10 protein-coding genes and 1 tRNA gene are annotated in these 14,589 nt (G+C 48.7%); all 11 read left to right on the top strand.

Annotated features, from left to right (window positions below):
• Nucleotides 1-115: 115 nt before the first annotated feature.
• The 11 genes from B2X00_RS05590 (at nucleotide 116) to B2X00_RS05540 (ending at nucleotide 14,554) form a co-directional block, all read left to right on the top strand.
• Nucleotides 116-2,374, top strand: coding sequence for a putative inorganic carbon transporter subunit DabA (locus tag B2X00_RS05590; protein WP_290486466.1), 2,259 nt, complete (start codon nucleotides 116-118; stop codon nucleotides 2,372-2,374).
• Between the two features lie 86 nt (nucleotides 2,375-2,460).
• Nucleotides 2,461-3,210 carry an HNH endonuclease family protein gene (locus B2X00_RS05585; RefSeq protein ID WP_290486465.1) on the top strand — a complete coding sequence of 250 codons (750 nt, stop codon included), beginning with the start codon at nucleotides 2,461-2,463 and terminating at the stop codon, nucleotides 3,208-3,210.
• A gap of 93 nt (nucleotides 3,211-3,303) precedes the next feature.
• Nucleotides 3,304-6,153, top strand: a complete 2,850-nt coding sequence (locus B2X00_RS05580; RefSeq protein WP_290486464.1) for a DUF6701 domain-containing protein — start codon at nucleotides 3,304-3,306, stop codon at nucleotides 6,151-6,153.
• Nucleotides 6,154-6,355: 202 nt separating this feature from the next.
• A complete protein-coding gene (locus tag B2X00_RS05575) occupies nucleotides 6,356-8,227 on the top strand; it encodes a nucleoside-diphosphate sugar epimerase/dehydratase (protein ID WP_290486463.1) in 1,872 nt (623 codons plus the stop codon).
• A gap of 10 nt (nucleotides 8,228-8,237) precedes the next feature.
• The gene (locus tag B2X00_RS05570) at nucleotides 8,238-8,480 is read left to right on the top strand and encodes a hypothetical protein (protein WP_290486462.1); all 243 of its coding nucleotides are present in this window, start codon (nucleotides 8,238-8,240) and stop codon (nucleotides 8,478-8,480) included.
• A gap of 151 nt (nucleotides 8,481-8,631) precedes the next feature.
• Nucleotides 8,632-9,990, top strand: a complete 1,359-nt coding sequence (locus B2X00_RS05565; protein WP_414653697.1) for a M28 family metallopeptidase — start codon at nucleotides 8,632-8,634, stop codon at nucleotides 9,988-9,990.
• Nucleotides 9,971-10,966 carry an amidoligase family protein gene (locus tag B2X00_RS05560; protein WP_290486460.1) on the top strand — a complete coding sequence of 332 codons (996 nt, stop codon included), beginning with the start codon at nucleotides 9,971-9,973 and terminating at the stop codon, nucleotides 10,964-10,966. The genes B2X00_RS05565 and B2X00_RS05560 overlap by 20 nt, the downstream gene beginning before the upstream one ends.
• Nucleotides 10,939-11,622 carry a gamma-glutamyl-gamma-aminobutyrate hydrolase family protein gene (locus B2X00_RS05555; RefSeq protein ID WP_290486459.1) on the top strand — a complete coding sequence of 228 codons (684 nt, stop codon included), beginning with the start codon at nucleotides 10,939-10,941 and terminating at the stop codon, nucleotides 11,620-11,622. The genes B2X00_RS05560 and B2X00_RS05555 overlap by 28 nt, the downstream gene beginning before the upstream one ends.
• Nucleotides 11,619-12,686 carry an MBL fold metallo-hydrolase gene (locus B2X00_RS05550; protein WP_290486458.1) on the top strand — a complete coding sequence of 356 codons (1,068 nt, stop codon included), beginning with the start codon at nucleotides 11,619-11,621 and terminating at the stop codon, nucleotides 12,684-12,686. The genes B2X00_RS05555 and B2X00_RS05550 overlap by 4 nt, the downstream gene beginning before the upstream one ends.
• Nucleotides 12,687-12,769: 83 nt before the next feature.
• Entirely contained in the window at nucleotides 12,770-14,401 is a 1,632-nt protein-coding gene (locus tag B2X00_RS05545; protein WP_290486457.1) for a methyl-accepting chemotaxis protein, read from the top strand.
• Between the two features lie 65 nt (nucleotides 14,402-14,466).
• A tRNA-Ser gene (locus tag B2X00_RS05540) sits at nucleotides 14,467-14,554 on the top strand.
• The last annotated feature ends 35 nt before the right edge of the window (nucleotides 14,555-14,589 follow it).

The following is a 14,589-nucleotide window of genomic DNA, read 5'->3' as shown; positions in this document are numbered from 1 at the left end:
GCTTGAATGCCGGATTATATATTGATGAGTGGTTCACGCGCCTTGCTTTATGGTTGTGGCCGCGACCGGAAGATCGCCATCGCTATGAGTCAGTGCAAGAAAAGGAGTCGGCATCATGAGTGAGTTTATCCAGTTGGCGCGACAGCAGTGTGCGCGCGTCGCCCCCATGTGGCCGTTAGCTGAATCGATAGCGGTTAATCCATGTTGGTTTTTTACCGACCAGCCGGTGGAGCGTGTTTCGGCGATTTGGAAGTATGTATCGGATATTGACCTAGTGATGGAGCGGGCGTTCTATCGTCAGCAACTTCAGCAAGGGCAACTCGATGATATGTTGCTACCGACCGATGCAATAAAGCAACTTTCAGAGCCACAACGTTTGCCGCGTTGGTTTAACGTCACGGATATTGTCGACCAATTGCAAGCGCGTCAGCGCAAAATGCTGTGGAAAGATGAAGTAGTGCTGCAAATTAGTCAGTTTTGTGGTTTGCATACTGAGTTTCCGGAACGCTTTGTTGATGAAGCGCAACCCGATAATGGTCTATACCTCGGCTGGTTAACGGTGGTACGCGAAGATAAAGGTATCGCAACATTGATGGGAGAGCGTCAACTGCCCCATTATTTTGACCGCCTGCCCGACGACATTAGTGAACTTTACCAGGTACTGTCCGATGATTGGTTGCAACATTACAGCGAAGATGCACTCAATTATTATTTATTTTCGCTGCTGATTGATGTGCTCGGTTGGTCCTCAGCACTTAGGTATCGCGACTGGGATCCGGCGGCACCACTCAATAATATTGAGCCGGTGCTTTCGTTGTTGGGCATTCGATTAGCCTGGGACTATGTGTTGTGGCAATGGGCAAAAGACACCTCGAGTGATTTATTCAACCGTTTGAGTCAACGTTTTGCCCAGCAGGCGGCACGTTGCCAACGCGATTGTGAACGCGTCGAACAGTCTCAGAAGATTCTCTGGCAATGCCAGCGCGCCTATGAACGCGAGCAACTGCAAGGCTATCGCTTAGCGTCTAAGACTGCACCCGACGTTGAGCAACGTCCCACCGTGCAAGCCGCTTTTTGTATTGATGTGCGATCTGAGCCACTGCGGCGTGCGCTGGACACTCAAAGTGGAATAAAAAGCTTGGGTGTGGCGGGCTTTTTCGGCTTGCCGATAGGGTTTAAGTCGCAGCAGGGTAAACGTCCGCAGTTGCCTGGCTTACTTAATCCTCAAATATGGGTAGAGGAGAAGGACGTGGCGTTACCCGGTGCCACCATTACTGCGATCGGTGAGTTGCTCGACACGCCTACATCGAGTCTCAATGCCGTTGAGGTCTTGGGTTTGGCTAAAGGGATCGGCTTATTCACAGCGCATGACGAGGTGGAATCAACGGATACTCCAAAGGCTCAGTTAGATGTTGATGTGGCCGCGGTTAAAAGTGAATTGGTCGATGCGTTAGCTGGGACGCTTACTAGCTTGGGTATCAAGCAGTTTGGCGAGTGTTTTGTGTGGGTGGGGCATAGCTCTCATCATGAGAACAACCCGCAGCGGGCGGCGATGAACTGCGGTGCCTGTGGTGGTCAAAGTGGTGCGATTAATGCGCGACTCATGTGTCAGTTATTGAATCAAGCGGACATTCGCACCGCTTTAGCGGAGCGGGGGATTAAGATACCGGAGGATACGCAGTTTTATGCTGGGCTGCATGAAACCGTCACTGACCGCATCCTGCCCTTAAGTGATGAATTTCCTGAGTATGTTGCGCGCGCCTTTGAGCAAGCCAGTGCCACCGTACGTGAGCACAAGCAGTATCCGCAGACGCGTTCGGGGCTTAACCGGTTGGCAGATTTGTTCAAGAAGACTCGGGATTGGGCTGAAGTGCGACCGGAGTGGGGCTTGGCTGATAATTTTATGATGGTGCTGGCGCCGCGCGCGCGCAGCGCTACAGTTGACCTTCAAGGTCGTGCTTTTCTGCACGATTACGATGCCCAGCACGATCCAGATGCGAGCATTTTGGCGGCGTTAATAAGTGCGCCAGGCGTGGTCGCGCATTGGATTAATTGGCAATACTTCACCTCGGTAACTGCGCCAGCGCGTTTAGGTAGTGGTAATAAGTTGCTGCACAACCGAGTGGCACAAAATGTTGGCGTGTTTGAGGGGAACAGTGGCGATTTACGTATGGGCTTATCGCTGCAGTCGGTATGGGACGGTGAACAGTGGCGGCATCGACCTTGTCGGTTACAAGTTATCATTGATGCCAGTGAGACGCAGATTAAACAAGCGCTTGAGGCAAGTCCAAGCTTCAAACCTTTAGTACAGAATCGTTGGCTGTTTTTGTATCAACTCGATGATGAGGGACAATTGACAGAGGTTACTCTGTAAATCAGGTATCCGCGGTGTTTTGTAAGCTTGAACTTACAAATGAGTTAGCGTAAAAGGGGAGCATCACTCGGTTTTGGAGTTACTCCATGCGTGTTGTTCCCTTTTTTATCGTAGCCGTCATTGCGTGCTGCGGCGGCTTTGCATCGGTCAGTTCAGCTGCTTTATTCAGTGATACGCTCGTTAAGCAATCACGCTCTGGAATATGTCACGATCCCTCAAGCCCTTATTATAATCGCACTAAAAATTTCACCGCTTATGATACGTTACGCGCGTGTTTAGCCGACGGTGGGCGGTTACCTAGAGGTCATCATCCTAATGAACGCACTCATCAGGCATCAGAAAAAAGTTACGAACGCTCTGCCTTTGGTCGTTGGTTGGATGACGACAACGACTGCATGAATACACGTCACGAGCTACTGCAACAGTTGTCCACTCGTTCTGTCACCTATAGCCAGGATGGCTGTCGAGTGACACGGGGACGGTGGTTAGACCCCTATACCGATCGGACGTTTTTATTATCCAGGGATTTAGATATTGATCATTTGGTGCCGTTAAAGTGGGCCTGGGATAATGGTGCGGATACGTGGAGTGATGCTAAGCGCCAGCGTTTTGCTAACGATCCAGTTAACTTATTTGCGGTCGATAACAGTACTAACCGGAGTAAAGGCGCGCAGGGGCCTCAGCAATGGCTGCCGCCACACGCGGGTTTTCATTGTCAGTATTTAACCCGCTATCAACGGGTACTTAAAACTTACGACTTTGCTGATTCTGTACAACAACAAGTCGCCATACAGCGCGAGCAGGTTTGTCGTGCGGGGGCTGTGGCAAGTCGGTAATGTTGCTGGGTTGAGGTTTTTAAAAAGTAAGATAAGATAAACCTGTGCAAGGACTGCACAGACTCAACAATTTAAAGGTAAAAGGATTTACCCATGTCTTTAGTTCCCGCGTGGCTTAAGCAGTTTGCTCTAATGAGTTGTGCGCTAAGCTGTTTGTGTTTTTTCTCCTCTAGCTCAGAGGCTTATGCTGCTCGTTATTTTCCAATAAACGGATATGCGGGTACTTTTGACAATGATCGTTATCCCGTCTCGTTTTATGGGTTTGAAGAAGACCGTTTATGTAATTATGGCACCGGCTTTCGGAATGGTAACAAGTTCTTTGAGTGTGATAAGAACGGTAATATGGGGGGGGCCAAGCCCCAGTTCATAACACTCGACAATGGTCCTTCATGCCAAGGGCTGTACTTCCACAATAATAACGTCAACTTACTGACCCATGCCCGGCTCGCTGAATCCGGTGGGGTGTCGTTTTGGTACCAGCCTGGTAAAAATGCTTATAAAGGCAATAAGACGCGGACGCTATTTTCGCTCATCGATTTTAGTGACTCCGACAACCGTCGTCTTGAAGTCATGACGACCGAGGCGGGTGAGTTTCAAATTGAATATCGCACGAACCAATGTAATGGTTGGTTTTGGAGTTGTTGGTGGGGCGGTGCGAGTATCGAAACTGATTCGTTGCAGATTAATGTGTCGGAGGATGACTGGGTTTATGTCTCGGTCGCATGGGATCAAAATGCTCAGCCGGGCTCGATCAGTATGGTGTTTACTGTACGTGAGCCTTTCAGTGGACAATCGCAGACGATCACGTTTAGCAATGAGAGCGGATTTTGGGGATCGCAGCGCCTCGAGTTGGTGAACTCTGAGGATTTATATTTGGTTTTGGGCGAGTCACCGGTCGGTGTTCACAGCCCGCGCGGAATCATCGATAACTTGCGTATCTATAACGACCAAAATCCACGTAATACCATTAATTACCGCTCCGACGGCTTAATTCAACGCAGTGTAGAGGATTATATTGCTGACCAACAAGACTTCGGGCAGTGCGGCGCCTCACCTCAGATCGATCACTATGAGTTACGGTTCGCCGACCAAGCATTGACCTGCGAGGGGGCGGAGGTACGCGTTAAGGCGTGTGCTAATTCGGCGTGCAGCCAAGTGATAGAAAATGCCGAGAGTGTCCGCTTAACGCCCACGCAAGGTTGGCAACAACAGCAGCTAATACTGACCGCAGGCGAGGGGACTACTCGTTTTAGCAAGACGCAAGCCGACGTTGTGAAGTTAGGTGTTGATAGCAGCGCGCCGGTGCAATGTATCGATTTAGACGGCCAACCTAATGCGGACTGTCAAGTGACCTTTAGCGATGTTGGATTTAAATTCGACACCATCGCGACGCAACGTGCGGGCGAGCCTTTTGATGCGCGCTTGCGTATTGTTAAGCGTAATACGAGCACAAACGCATGCGAGACCGTTGCGGCTCAGACAGACGCAATTCCCATGAGCTTTAACTGTGTTGATCCGAATCAGTGCCAACAGGGCATTAACGTCAATCAACAGGTTTTACAGGATAATGACTACACCAATGTGGATGTGGAGCTTAACGGTCAGGCTTTTGGTCTAGCCGTCAATTATAGCGATGTGGGCCGTATTCGTTTAACGGCGGAAAAGCAGGTGCGTGTCTATGGGCAGTCACTGACTTTGTATGGTGCTTCCAATGCGTTTGTGGTGAAACCTTATCAATTGGTCGCGTTACCGCAACCTGCCGCTGCCTATGCCGATACGGATATTTTGGCGAAGGCGGGCGAGACCTTTGATGTTACTTTGCAGTCATTAAATAAACACGGTGATGTCACGCCTAACTTTGGTCGTGAGCAGGTGTCTGAAGCACTCGCGTTAACTGGCGTACGCAATGTTCTGAGTCCATCGATGAATCCCGTCGTCGGTGAGTTAACGGTTGAACGAAACGCGAAGTTAGCCAATAACTTTGTCGCACAAGCGCACTACTCTGAGGTTGGCGCCATCGATGCGACTTTGAGTATTGCCGATGGTGACTACTTAGGTTCGGGTAATGTGAACGGTGATTGGCGATTAGGCCGTTTTATTCCTCATCATTTTGCTATAAATGATGCCGAAACGGGTATCTGGGAAGCCTGTGAAGTGGGTGGTTTTACCTATATGGGACAAGACTTTTCAGCGACCATCGATGTGAGTGCGCGGAACAAACAAGGTGATCTGACGCAAAACTACCACGGCGAATTAGCCAAAGGGGGTGCGTTGTTTCAACTATCGGCGGATAACTCAGACAATCAGCAGAAGGTTGCAGAACGGTTATCGGTCACGGGGGATATTGATTGGGCGCAGGGGAGCGCTTTATATCAACCACAACTTAAGTTTGACCGTGCGAACCAAGGCCCTGATGGACCTTTTTTAATCAACATTGGCTTTCAAGTCGATGACAATGAAACTGCGGGCCCGTTTACTGTAATCGAGAGCACTACGGTAGGAGAAAGTTATTCTATTGGAGAAACGCAACAATATTACGGACGCATTCGGCTCGGTAATGTAATTGGCCCCGTGCAAGAAAGCCTACCTATCGAATGGCTCGCTGAATACTGGTCGGGTAGCCAGTTCATTTTGAACCGGCGGGATGACTGCACTGCCCTAGCAGCTAACTTCTCGGTGATTAACGCCGATGAGGATGCTGATGGCATTGATATTACGTTGGGTTTTGCAGGCTCCGAGACTGCTCAACTTGAAAACGGTGTTGAACGAGAACATTTCAATTTAGCCGCTGATAGTGAAGGCGTTGCATTGTTTGAATTGAACGTGCCTGATTTCTTAAAGTTTAAGTGGCAGCAAAATGGAAACCAAAACCCAGCTGCACAAGCGGTGATTGGCCAGTACCGAGGTAATGATCGGGTGATTTATACCCAGGAAGTCTATTAATCAAGCTGTTTTGAACAAGTTACCGTTCAGGCTTGCGCCGTAAACTGACGTCAAATCGCCGTAATGTAAATAATAAGTAAATTTAGTGTTTATTTTGTTGCTTATCGACTCGTAGACTATCTGTGCGCCGACTAAATGGATTTATCGGTTAAAAGGGATTTTACGCATTATGTTTTTGAAAATTCTGGCTTGGCCCAGAAATTTGAAACGTATAGTGGCGGCTACAGCGGATGTATTAGGGATTTCACTAGCACTGTGGTTTGCTATCAGTGTTGAGAGCCGTCAACTGTTTACGATTCAGAGTATTTATCAAGGTCTATTTACTGCGATTTTGGCACTGACCACAGTGGTGATTTTTTATCGCTTGGGTTTGTACCGCGCAGTAACGCGATACATTGGGTCCCACGTACTTATTTCCGTGGTTCTTGGTGTAGTAGCATCTACTGCAGCTTTAGTGGTATTCAATTTCGCGTTCGCTGCAGACCTTAATCTGTCTGAAATCGTTATCTACAGTTTGGCGGCTTTCATTTTTACGGCGGTGTCCCGTTTTGGGGCTCGGGCTATATTTAGACAAGCCCAAGCCAAGCCACGATCCAAGGTTTTAATTTATGGTGCTGGAGAAGCTGGAAGACAGCTGGCTCAGGCGCTTAATAACGGAAATGAATTTAAGTCCGTCGGCTTTATCGACGACGACAAGACACTGCAAGGCGCGGTGATCCAAAACCTAACTGTTTACCCTCAAGAAAAAGTTGCCGAGTTGGTCGAGCATTTTAAAGTTGATCGTATTCTTCTGGCGTTTCCAAGCGCGCCAAGGAGCGTGAGACGTCGCGCGCTCGATCAACTCGCGCATCTTTCTGTGACTGTGCAAACGATTCCGGGAATGGCGGATATTGTCGCAGGGGATGCGCAAATTGATGAATTTCGCGAAATAAATATAGAAGATTTATTGGGGCGTGACTGCGTAGCGCCGGACACTGGTCTGTTGACCGAAAATGTAAAAGATAAAGTGGTGATGGTTACCGGAGCAGGTGGCTCAATTGGCTCCGAACTATGTCGCCAAGTTGCGCTTCAAGAACCTAAAGCACTGATTTTGTTTGAGTGGTCGGAGCCGGCATTGTATTACATCGATCAGGAACTGCGCGAAAAGCACCCTCAATTAGAAATTTACCCGTTTGTGGGCTCAGTGCAGGAAGAGGCCACGTTACGTTCGATATTGAGTACTCACCGAGTGAATACTATTTATCACGCCGCGGCTTATAAGCACGTGCCGATGGTCGAGATGAATATTGTACAAGCGGTCAAGAACAACGTGCTGGGTACTTTGTGTGCTGCTGAGATGGCAATGGAAGCGGGCGTTGAAAAGTTCGTGTTGGTTTCAACCGATAAAGCGGTTCGTCCGACCAATGTGATGGGCGCGACTAAACGCATGGCAGAATTAGTACTTCAAGGATTGGCTAAACGATGTAAAAGCACAGCATTCTGTATGGTGCGGTTTGGCAATGTGCTGGGCTCCTCGGGCTCTGTAGTGCCTAAATTCAGAGAGCAAATCAGACAGGGCGGCCCAATAACGCTGACACACAAAGATATTACGCGTTACTTTATGACGATTCCAGAGGCTGCTCAGTTAGTCATCCAGGCCGGTGCGATGGGCGATAACGGTGATGTTTTTGTGCTGGACATGGGTGAGCCTATAAAAATCTACGATTTAGCGACGCAAATGGTGCGTTTATCCGGACTTACGGTGAAAGATGAAGAAAACCCCGATGGTGACATTGCGATTAATATCACCGGTCTTCGTCCCGGAGAAAAGCTATACGAAGAATTGATTATTGGTAAAACCGATAGGTTGACTCAACACCCGCGTATTAGACGCGCATCGGAACGTTATACAGACTGGGCTGAAGTCGCCTTAATATTACGTGATATACGCGATTGTTGCGCTACCATGAACGGTCAACGTTTACGCGATATTTTAAAGGCAGCACCCACCGATTATATACCCAATAGTCGCTGTGTCGACTTGCATCATCCTCGTCACTTAACACAACAGTTAAAGCGACATTTAGCGCAATAAAGAGGTTCTTATGGTTGAACAGAAGTATCCAAAACGTAAGATAGTGTTGATGAATGGAGATGATGTTTTGGGTACACGCCTCGTCGATGGTGATAAATCGATGTTCGCTACGCTGAGATTGATTAGAGACGAGTTCAAGTATTTTCCGACCATGACCAAAGTGCTACTCAAGGACCTATCAGGACGTGAATGGACTATTTACCGCTATGACACAACGTTACGCAAATTGTTAATTGGGTATCGTGCTAAATAGCGTGTCTCGTTATACAACTTACAAACCTGTGGTTTAATCTTCGGCCCGTTGCAATTCTCACACTACTCGCCATAATCGAAATGACTCATCAACGATTGCAGTGAGAAAAAGTATGAAAAAACTGTCCACGTTATTATTAGGAATTGGCATCATGGGCGCGACCAGCGCTGTCGCGCAAGATGCGGTCACCTACACAGATCAAGAAAAACTTCACGATATTGCCGAGGCGGTTAAAGCGGAACGTATTGAGCAAGATATCCGCAAACTTGTCAGCTTTGGTACACGTCATACCCTTTCTGAAACTGAATCTGATACTCGCGGCATTGGCGCAGCGCGTCGTTGGGTTTATGAAGAATTCAAACGTATATCTGCGGATTGCGGTGGTTGTCTCGAGGTGATGTATGTTTCTGACATCATCGAAGGTGAGGAGCGTATTCCCAATGCGACTGAGGTCAAAAGCGTCATCGCAATTCAACGCGGTACAACAGATCCTGATCGTTATGTCATGATGTCGGGTGATATTGATTCGCGTGTTAGTGATGTGATGGATTCGACCTCAGATGCGCCGGGTGCCAATGATAATGCCTCAGGTGTGGCGGGTACGCTCGAAGCCGCGCGGGTGCTGAGCCAGTATAATTTCGATGGTTCGATTGTATATGCTGCGTTGTCAGGTGAAGAGCAAGGCTTGTTCGGCGGTAAAATTCTGGCCAACAAAGCAAAGCAAAATAAATGGCGCATCATGGCGGTATTGAACAACGACATGATTGGTAACATTGAAGGTATCAATGGCGTTATCAACAACACCACCGCGCGTATTTTTGCCGAAGGCACACGCATGGATGAAACAGACCGCGAAGCGACCATGCGCCGTTTTTATGGTGGAGAAAATGATTCGCCATCGCGCAACTTAGCTCGCTACATCGACACTATGGCGGATCGCTATATCCCGAACCTCGATACTATGATTATCTATCGATTAGACCGTTTTGGTCGCGGTGGACATCATCGCCCGTTTAATGACTTGGGCTATCCAGGTGTGCGTATTATGGAAACCAACGAGAACTATAATCGTCAACATCAAGACTTGCGTACCGAAAACGGTATTGAGTATGGCGACACCATCGAGGGCGTTGACTTTGATTATGCGGCAAAATTGACTGCGCTGAACGCGGTGTCATTAGCGGGTATGAGTTGGGCACCAGAACCGCCGCAGAATGTGGATATTCGTGGTGCTGTACAACCTTCGACCACACTCACCTGGAACGACGCTCGTGGCGACAAGAATGTCATGGGTTATAAAGTGTACTGGCGTTTGACTTCTGAGCCACAATGGCAGTGGAGTCGCTACGTCGGTGATGTGAACGAATATACGCTTGAGAACGTAGTGATTGATAATTACATTTTTGGAGTTGCCAGCGTAAGCCCTGACGGATTCGAGAGTCCTGTCGTATTCCCTGGGCCCGCGGGCGAGTTCTCAATCGAGTTCGAGGATGACGCAGACGACAACTAATCATTTTAAGTCATTGCAGCGGCCAGAGACTGACTCTGGTCAGCTGCGTACCATTGGCTTCGAGATAGAGTTCAATGGTTTATCAGTGCAGCAAACACTTAATGTGTTGCAATCCCACCTCAAAGGTCAGGTCGATCACATATCCCTCGCTGAACGCAGCATCCAACATGAGCAACTCGGTACTTTTCATATTGAGTTAGATTGGAGCTACCTTAAACGTATCGCCCGTGAACAGCCGACAAGCGGCACTCCAGAGCGTATTTGGTTGGAGGAGCTACATGCTTTGGCAGAGCGTATGGTTCCGATGGAAATCGTTTGCCCACCGATGACTTTAGCGCAGTGCGAATGCTTGTTTCCAATTGTTGAGGCATTAAGGGAAGCAGGCGCTAAAGGTACAGATGAATCTTGGATAGCGGCCTATGGTGTGCATATCAATCCCCAAGTGGCAAGTGAAGACAGTAACGACGTATTGCGGTACATACAAGCATTCTCGCTTTTACAATGGTGGTTGTTCAAAGCGCTCAAGGTCGACACTACGCGTAAACTGAGCCCTTATATCGATAAATATCCAGAAGCTTACATTCGGCAACTATGCAAACAGTCGAACGTAAGCGAGGGGCAATTGATCGACGATTACCTACGCTTCAATGCCTCACGAAACCGCGCACTTGATATGCTGCCGTTATTTGCGCACTGGCGTCCTGAAGCGGTCAGCAAAGCGGTGGGCGATGCTAAAGTCGGTGCGCGACCGACGTTTCATTTCCGCTTACCGAACTGCCATATCGAGCGACCAGGATGGCAACTCGACAATGCCTGGCATGGCTGGTGGGTAGTTGAACAGCTCGCCAATGACATTGAGGCACTGGATTATTGGAAAGACGCATTTTTATCAGCCGACCGTCCACTCGTCGGTGTTGATGAATCTGCCTGGATAGATAGGATAGCGTCATGGTTGCACGACCGCGCGTGGTGGTAACGGGGAATGCGCGTCGCTGGTCGCCATCTTGGTGGTGCACGCAACTCACCCTACGGCTGCTCGGCGCACGTGCAATCCGAGTCAGTACTCGTCACCGCGTATCACGTAACGCCGAGGTCGATGCGTTGATTATTGGTGGTGGCGACGATATTAGCCCTAACCACTACGGACAACCTGCCAAGCCCGATGGCGATTATGATCCTGCACGAGATGCACTGGAGATTGAATGGATACAATGGGCACTGAAAACGAACACACCGATGTTGGGTATTTGCCGTGGCGCACAACTCATCAACGTTGTTTTAGGCGGTGAACTGAACCAAAATATTCGCTCTTTGCGTAAAAGAACCTACAATCGGCCGGGGTTATTACCAACTAAACAAGTGTGGCTCGATACACGCTCGACCGTTCGAGCAGCGACTCGCAAAGGTAAGTTGCGGGTCAACAGCTTGCATTACCAAGTGGTTACTCGTCCCGGTGAGGGAATGCGAGCGGTGGGTTGGGATTTGGATGAATTTATTCAAGCGACCGAGCACTCGACACGTGCAATCATGGGCGTGCAGTGGCATCCCGAGTACTTATTTTATTTATCCAGTGAGCGTCGCATATTTGCTTGGCTGTTGGATTGTGTTTCTGCGCGAAAGGAGCGTCCGTGAAGATTATTTTGCTGAGTATTTTGGCCTTAGTTGTAGTGGCTTGTAGTAACAGCGACACAATAACGCTGAGTTCCGATGCTCCACCTCACCATACCGAGGAGGGCTTTAAGAATCTCCACGGTCCGGAAAAGCAAAGTGGTTTTTTTGATTATTGGTACATGCGTTGGTTTGGCGATACAGAATGGGCAGATCAGTCGCAGCAGGTTGATGCGATTCCGTTTGTACAAACCAATTTAGCGCGCATTACACGACCTGATCCAGAGCAACGTCAGGTGACTTGGATTGGTCATTCGACCTTTTTGCTACAATACCAAGGCCAGTCAGTACTGACCGATCCTATTTTTAGTGACCGCGCTTCTCCTATCAGTTTTATGGGGCCGCAGCGACTAACCGAACTGCCTCTAAAGTTATCTGATTTACCACCGATCGATGCGGTGATTATTTCCCATGATCATTATGATCATTTAGATGCCGATACGATTGAAGCCTTGGGTAATTCGACGCATTATTATGTGCCGTTGGCGCTTAAATCGTGGTTCATCGAGCAAGGTATTGCTGAACAGAATGTGACTGAACTCGATTGGTGGCAGGGCGCGGCAAACAGCGAACAACTGCGGGTGCATGCAACGCCGAGTCAGCATTGGTCTGGGCGCAGCTTGTGGGATCGCTTTGAAACGTTGTGGTCGAGTTATGTCATTGATATCGGTGATTGGCGTATATGGTTTGGCGGCGACACAGGTTATAACCCTATTCAATTTAAAGAGATCGGCAACGTATTTGATAACATTGACCTTGCGTTGATGCCGGTGGGCGCCTACTTGCCACGTTGGTTTATGAAAATGCCTCACGTTGACCCCCAACAAGCGACTTTGATTCATCGAGATATCGGCGCTAAACGCAGCATTACGATGCATTGGGGCGCTTTTCAGCTTGCTGCAGAGGGTATCCCACAAACCCTCAATGATATTAAGCAAGCACGCACCGATGCCGGCTTAACTGATAGTGAGTTTCGGATAATGCCGGTCGGTGCGACCGAAACCCTTCCGTTCGATTCTGCTGAATAAATTTCGATAATGTTGATCTAGCAAGTCATAATCGATGTATTAGTATTCGATTTAATTGAACAATCGTTTTAACAGGATTATCTATGACCATCGCGCAGCGACTCTATGCAGGTTTTGCTTTTATCATCCTACTGATTATCGGTGTCACCATTGTGGGTACCTATCAAGTTGGGCAAATTGACCAAACACTAAGACAAGTGAATGAGGTCGGCAGCGAGAAACAACGCTACGCGATTAATTTCCGTGGGAGCGTGCACGATAGGGCGATCGCCTTACGCGATCTGGTGCTTACTGAACAGAGCTCTGCGCGCTCAGAATACCGAGCACTGATTGAAGAGCTACAAGCGGATTATGCGACGGCACAGAAGGGTATGGACAGCATTATCAGTGATCCTCAGTTTGTGAACTCGAAAGAGAAGCAGCTGTTAGCGCGCATCAGTGAGATACGTACCGAGGCATTAGCGACTTCAGATCGGGTTTATCAACTGTTATCGCAAGGTCAGCGGCAACAGGCTCAAGACTATGTTCTTAGTGACTTATCGCCCGCTTACGCTGAGTGGTTAGTGCGTATTAATGCCTTTATTGACTACCAAGAGCAAACAATTGCACAAGGCGTTGATGGGGTACTTGAACGCAGTAATGGATTTGCGGTGTTGATGTGGTGTGTGACCTTAATATCTGCTTTGGTGGCTGCAGCAATTAGTTATTACATTGTGCGTCGGCTCACTCATACCTTAGGCGGCGAACCCGAAGCGGTTGTCGAAGTACTGGAAACCATCGCGGCGGGCGACTTGACGGTTGAGACGCGCTCTAAGTTTGAAGGCAGCATGATGGCACAGGTCAATCGTATGGTTCGTCAGTTGCGTGCGTTAGTGAAAGAAGTTGATGAAACGTCTGACCAGCTGCTGAACGCCTCTGGTGAGCTTAGCGAAACCAGTGAGAATAATACCAAGATGGTGATTCGTCAGCAGGACGAGACAACTCAAGGTGCGACAGCGATTAACCAAATGTCGCAAACCGTGTCTGAAGTCGCTTCACATACTAATGAAGCAGCGCAATTAGCTGACCAAACTGATCGCGAGACGCAGGCGGGTAGCACTGAAGTTGCAGCGACCATTCGTTCGATTGAAAAGTTGGCAGAAGAAGTAGAAAGCGCGGGTGCGGTTATCGTTGAATTGAGCGATAATACGGCCGAAATCGACAAGGTACTTGAGGTGATCGAGGGTATTGCAGATCAAACCAACCTACTTGCGTTGAACGCAGCTATTGAGGCAGCACGAGCGGGTGAGCATGGCCGAGGGTTCTCGGTTGTTGCTGATGAGGTGCGAGCGCTTGCTAACCGTACTCAAGAGTCAACGCAAAGTATTCAGCAATTGATTGAAACGATGCGCTCGAGTGCGTCACAGGCGGTCGATGTGATGCAACGAGGTCAAGAGCAAGCAGGCAATAGTGTTGAGCAAGCGCGTCGAGCAGGCAAATCGTTAGATACTGTTAACCATGTGGTTAAGCAAATGACCGATATGAATGCGCAAATTGCCACAGCAGCCGAAGAACAAAGCTCGGTAGCAGAAGAAATCAATCAGAACTTCCACAAAATCACGGAAGCTACTGAAGAGACTGCGGCGGGCTCTGAGCAAGTCAGTGAGTCGAGTCGTCAGCTTAACGAACTTGCACGCAATTTAAGTGAGCGTGTTAAACGTTTTAAAACGGCGTAGATTTAGCCACTCGGTGTTTTGGCTCTTGATTTAACCGCCTAAAACACCTAGTATACGCGCCCTATGGAGAGGTGTCCGAGTGGCTGAAGGAGCACGCCTGGAAAGTGTGTATACGCCGAAAGCGTATCGAGGGTTCGAATCCCTCTCTCTCCGCAAAAAGTGATACAATGTCGGTAAGAGGAAGGTGT

Origin of the sequence: Idiomarina sp. UBA3162, from assembly GCF_002364475.1 — a bacterium.
Taxonomy (GTDB): Bacteria; Pseudomonadota; Gammaproteobacteria; order Enterobacterales; family Alteromonadaceae; genus Idiomarina.
The sequence above is the reverse complement of the archived record's forward strand: the minus strand, read 5'-3'. Positions and strand labels throughout refer to the sequence as shown.

Excerpts from the sequence above, each read along its gene's own strand:
- B2X00_RS05590 (WP_290486466.1), top strand. The coding sequence starts at position 116 with ATGAGTGAGTTTATCCAGTTGGCGCGACAGCAGTGTGCGCGCGTCGCC.
- B2X00_RS05585 (WP_290486465.1), top strand. The coding sequence starts at position 2,461 with ATGCGTGTTGTTCCCTTTTTTATCGTAGCCGTCATTGCGTGCTGCGGC.
- B2X00_RS05580 (WP_290486464.1), top strand. The coding sequence starts at position 3,304 with ATGTCTTTAGTTCCCGCGTGGCTTAAGCAGTTTGCTCTAATGAGTTGT.
- B2X00_RS05570 (WP_290486462.1), top strand. The coding sequence starts at position 8,238 with ATGGTTGAACAGAAGTATCCAAAACGTAAGATAGTGTTGATGAATGGA.
- B2X00_RS05565 (WP_414653697.1), top strand. The coding sequence starts at position 8,632 with ATGGGCGCGACCAGCGCTGTCGCGCAAGATGCGGTCACCTACACAGAT.
- B2X00_RS05560 (WP_290486460.1), top strand. The coding sequence starts at position 9,971 with ATGACGCAGACGACAACTAATCATTTTAAGTCATTGCAGCGGCCAGAG.
- B2X00_RS05555 (WP_290486459.1), top strand. The coding sequence starts at position 10,939 with ATGGTTGCACGACCGCGCGTGGTGGTAACGGGGAATGCGCGTCGCTGG.
- B2X00_RS05545 (WP_290486457.1), top strand. The coding sequence starts at position 12,770 with ATGACCATCGCGCAGCGACTCTATGCAGGTTTTGCTTTTATCATCCTA.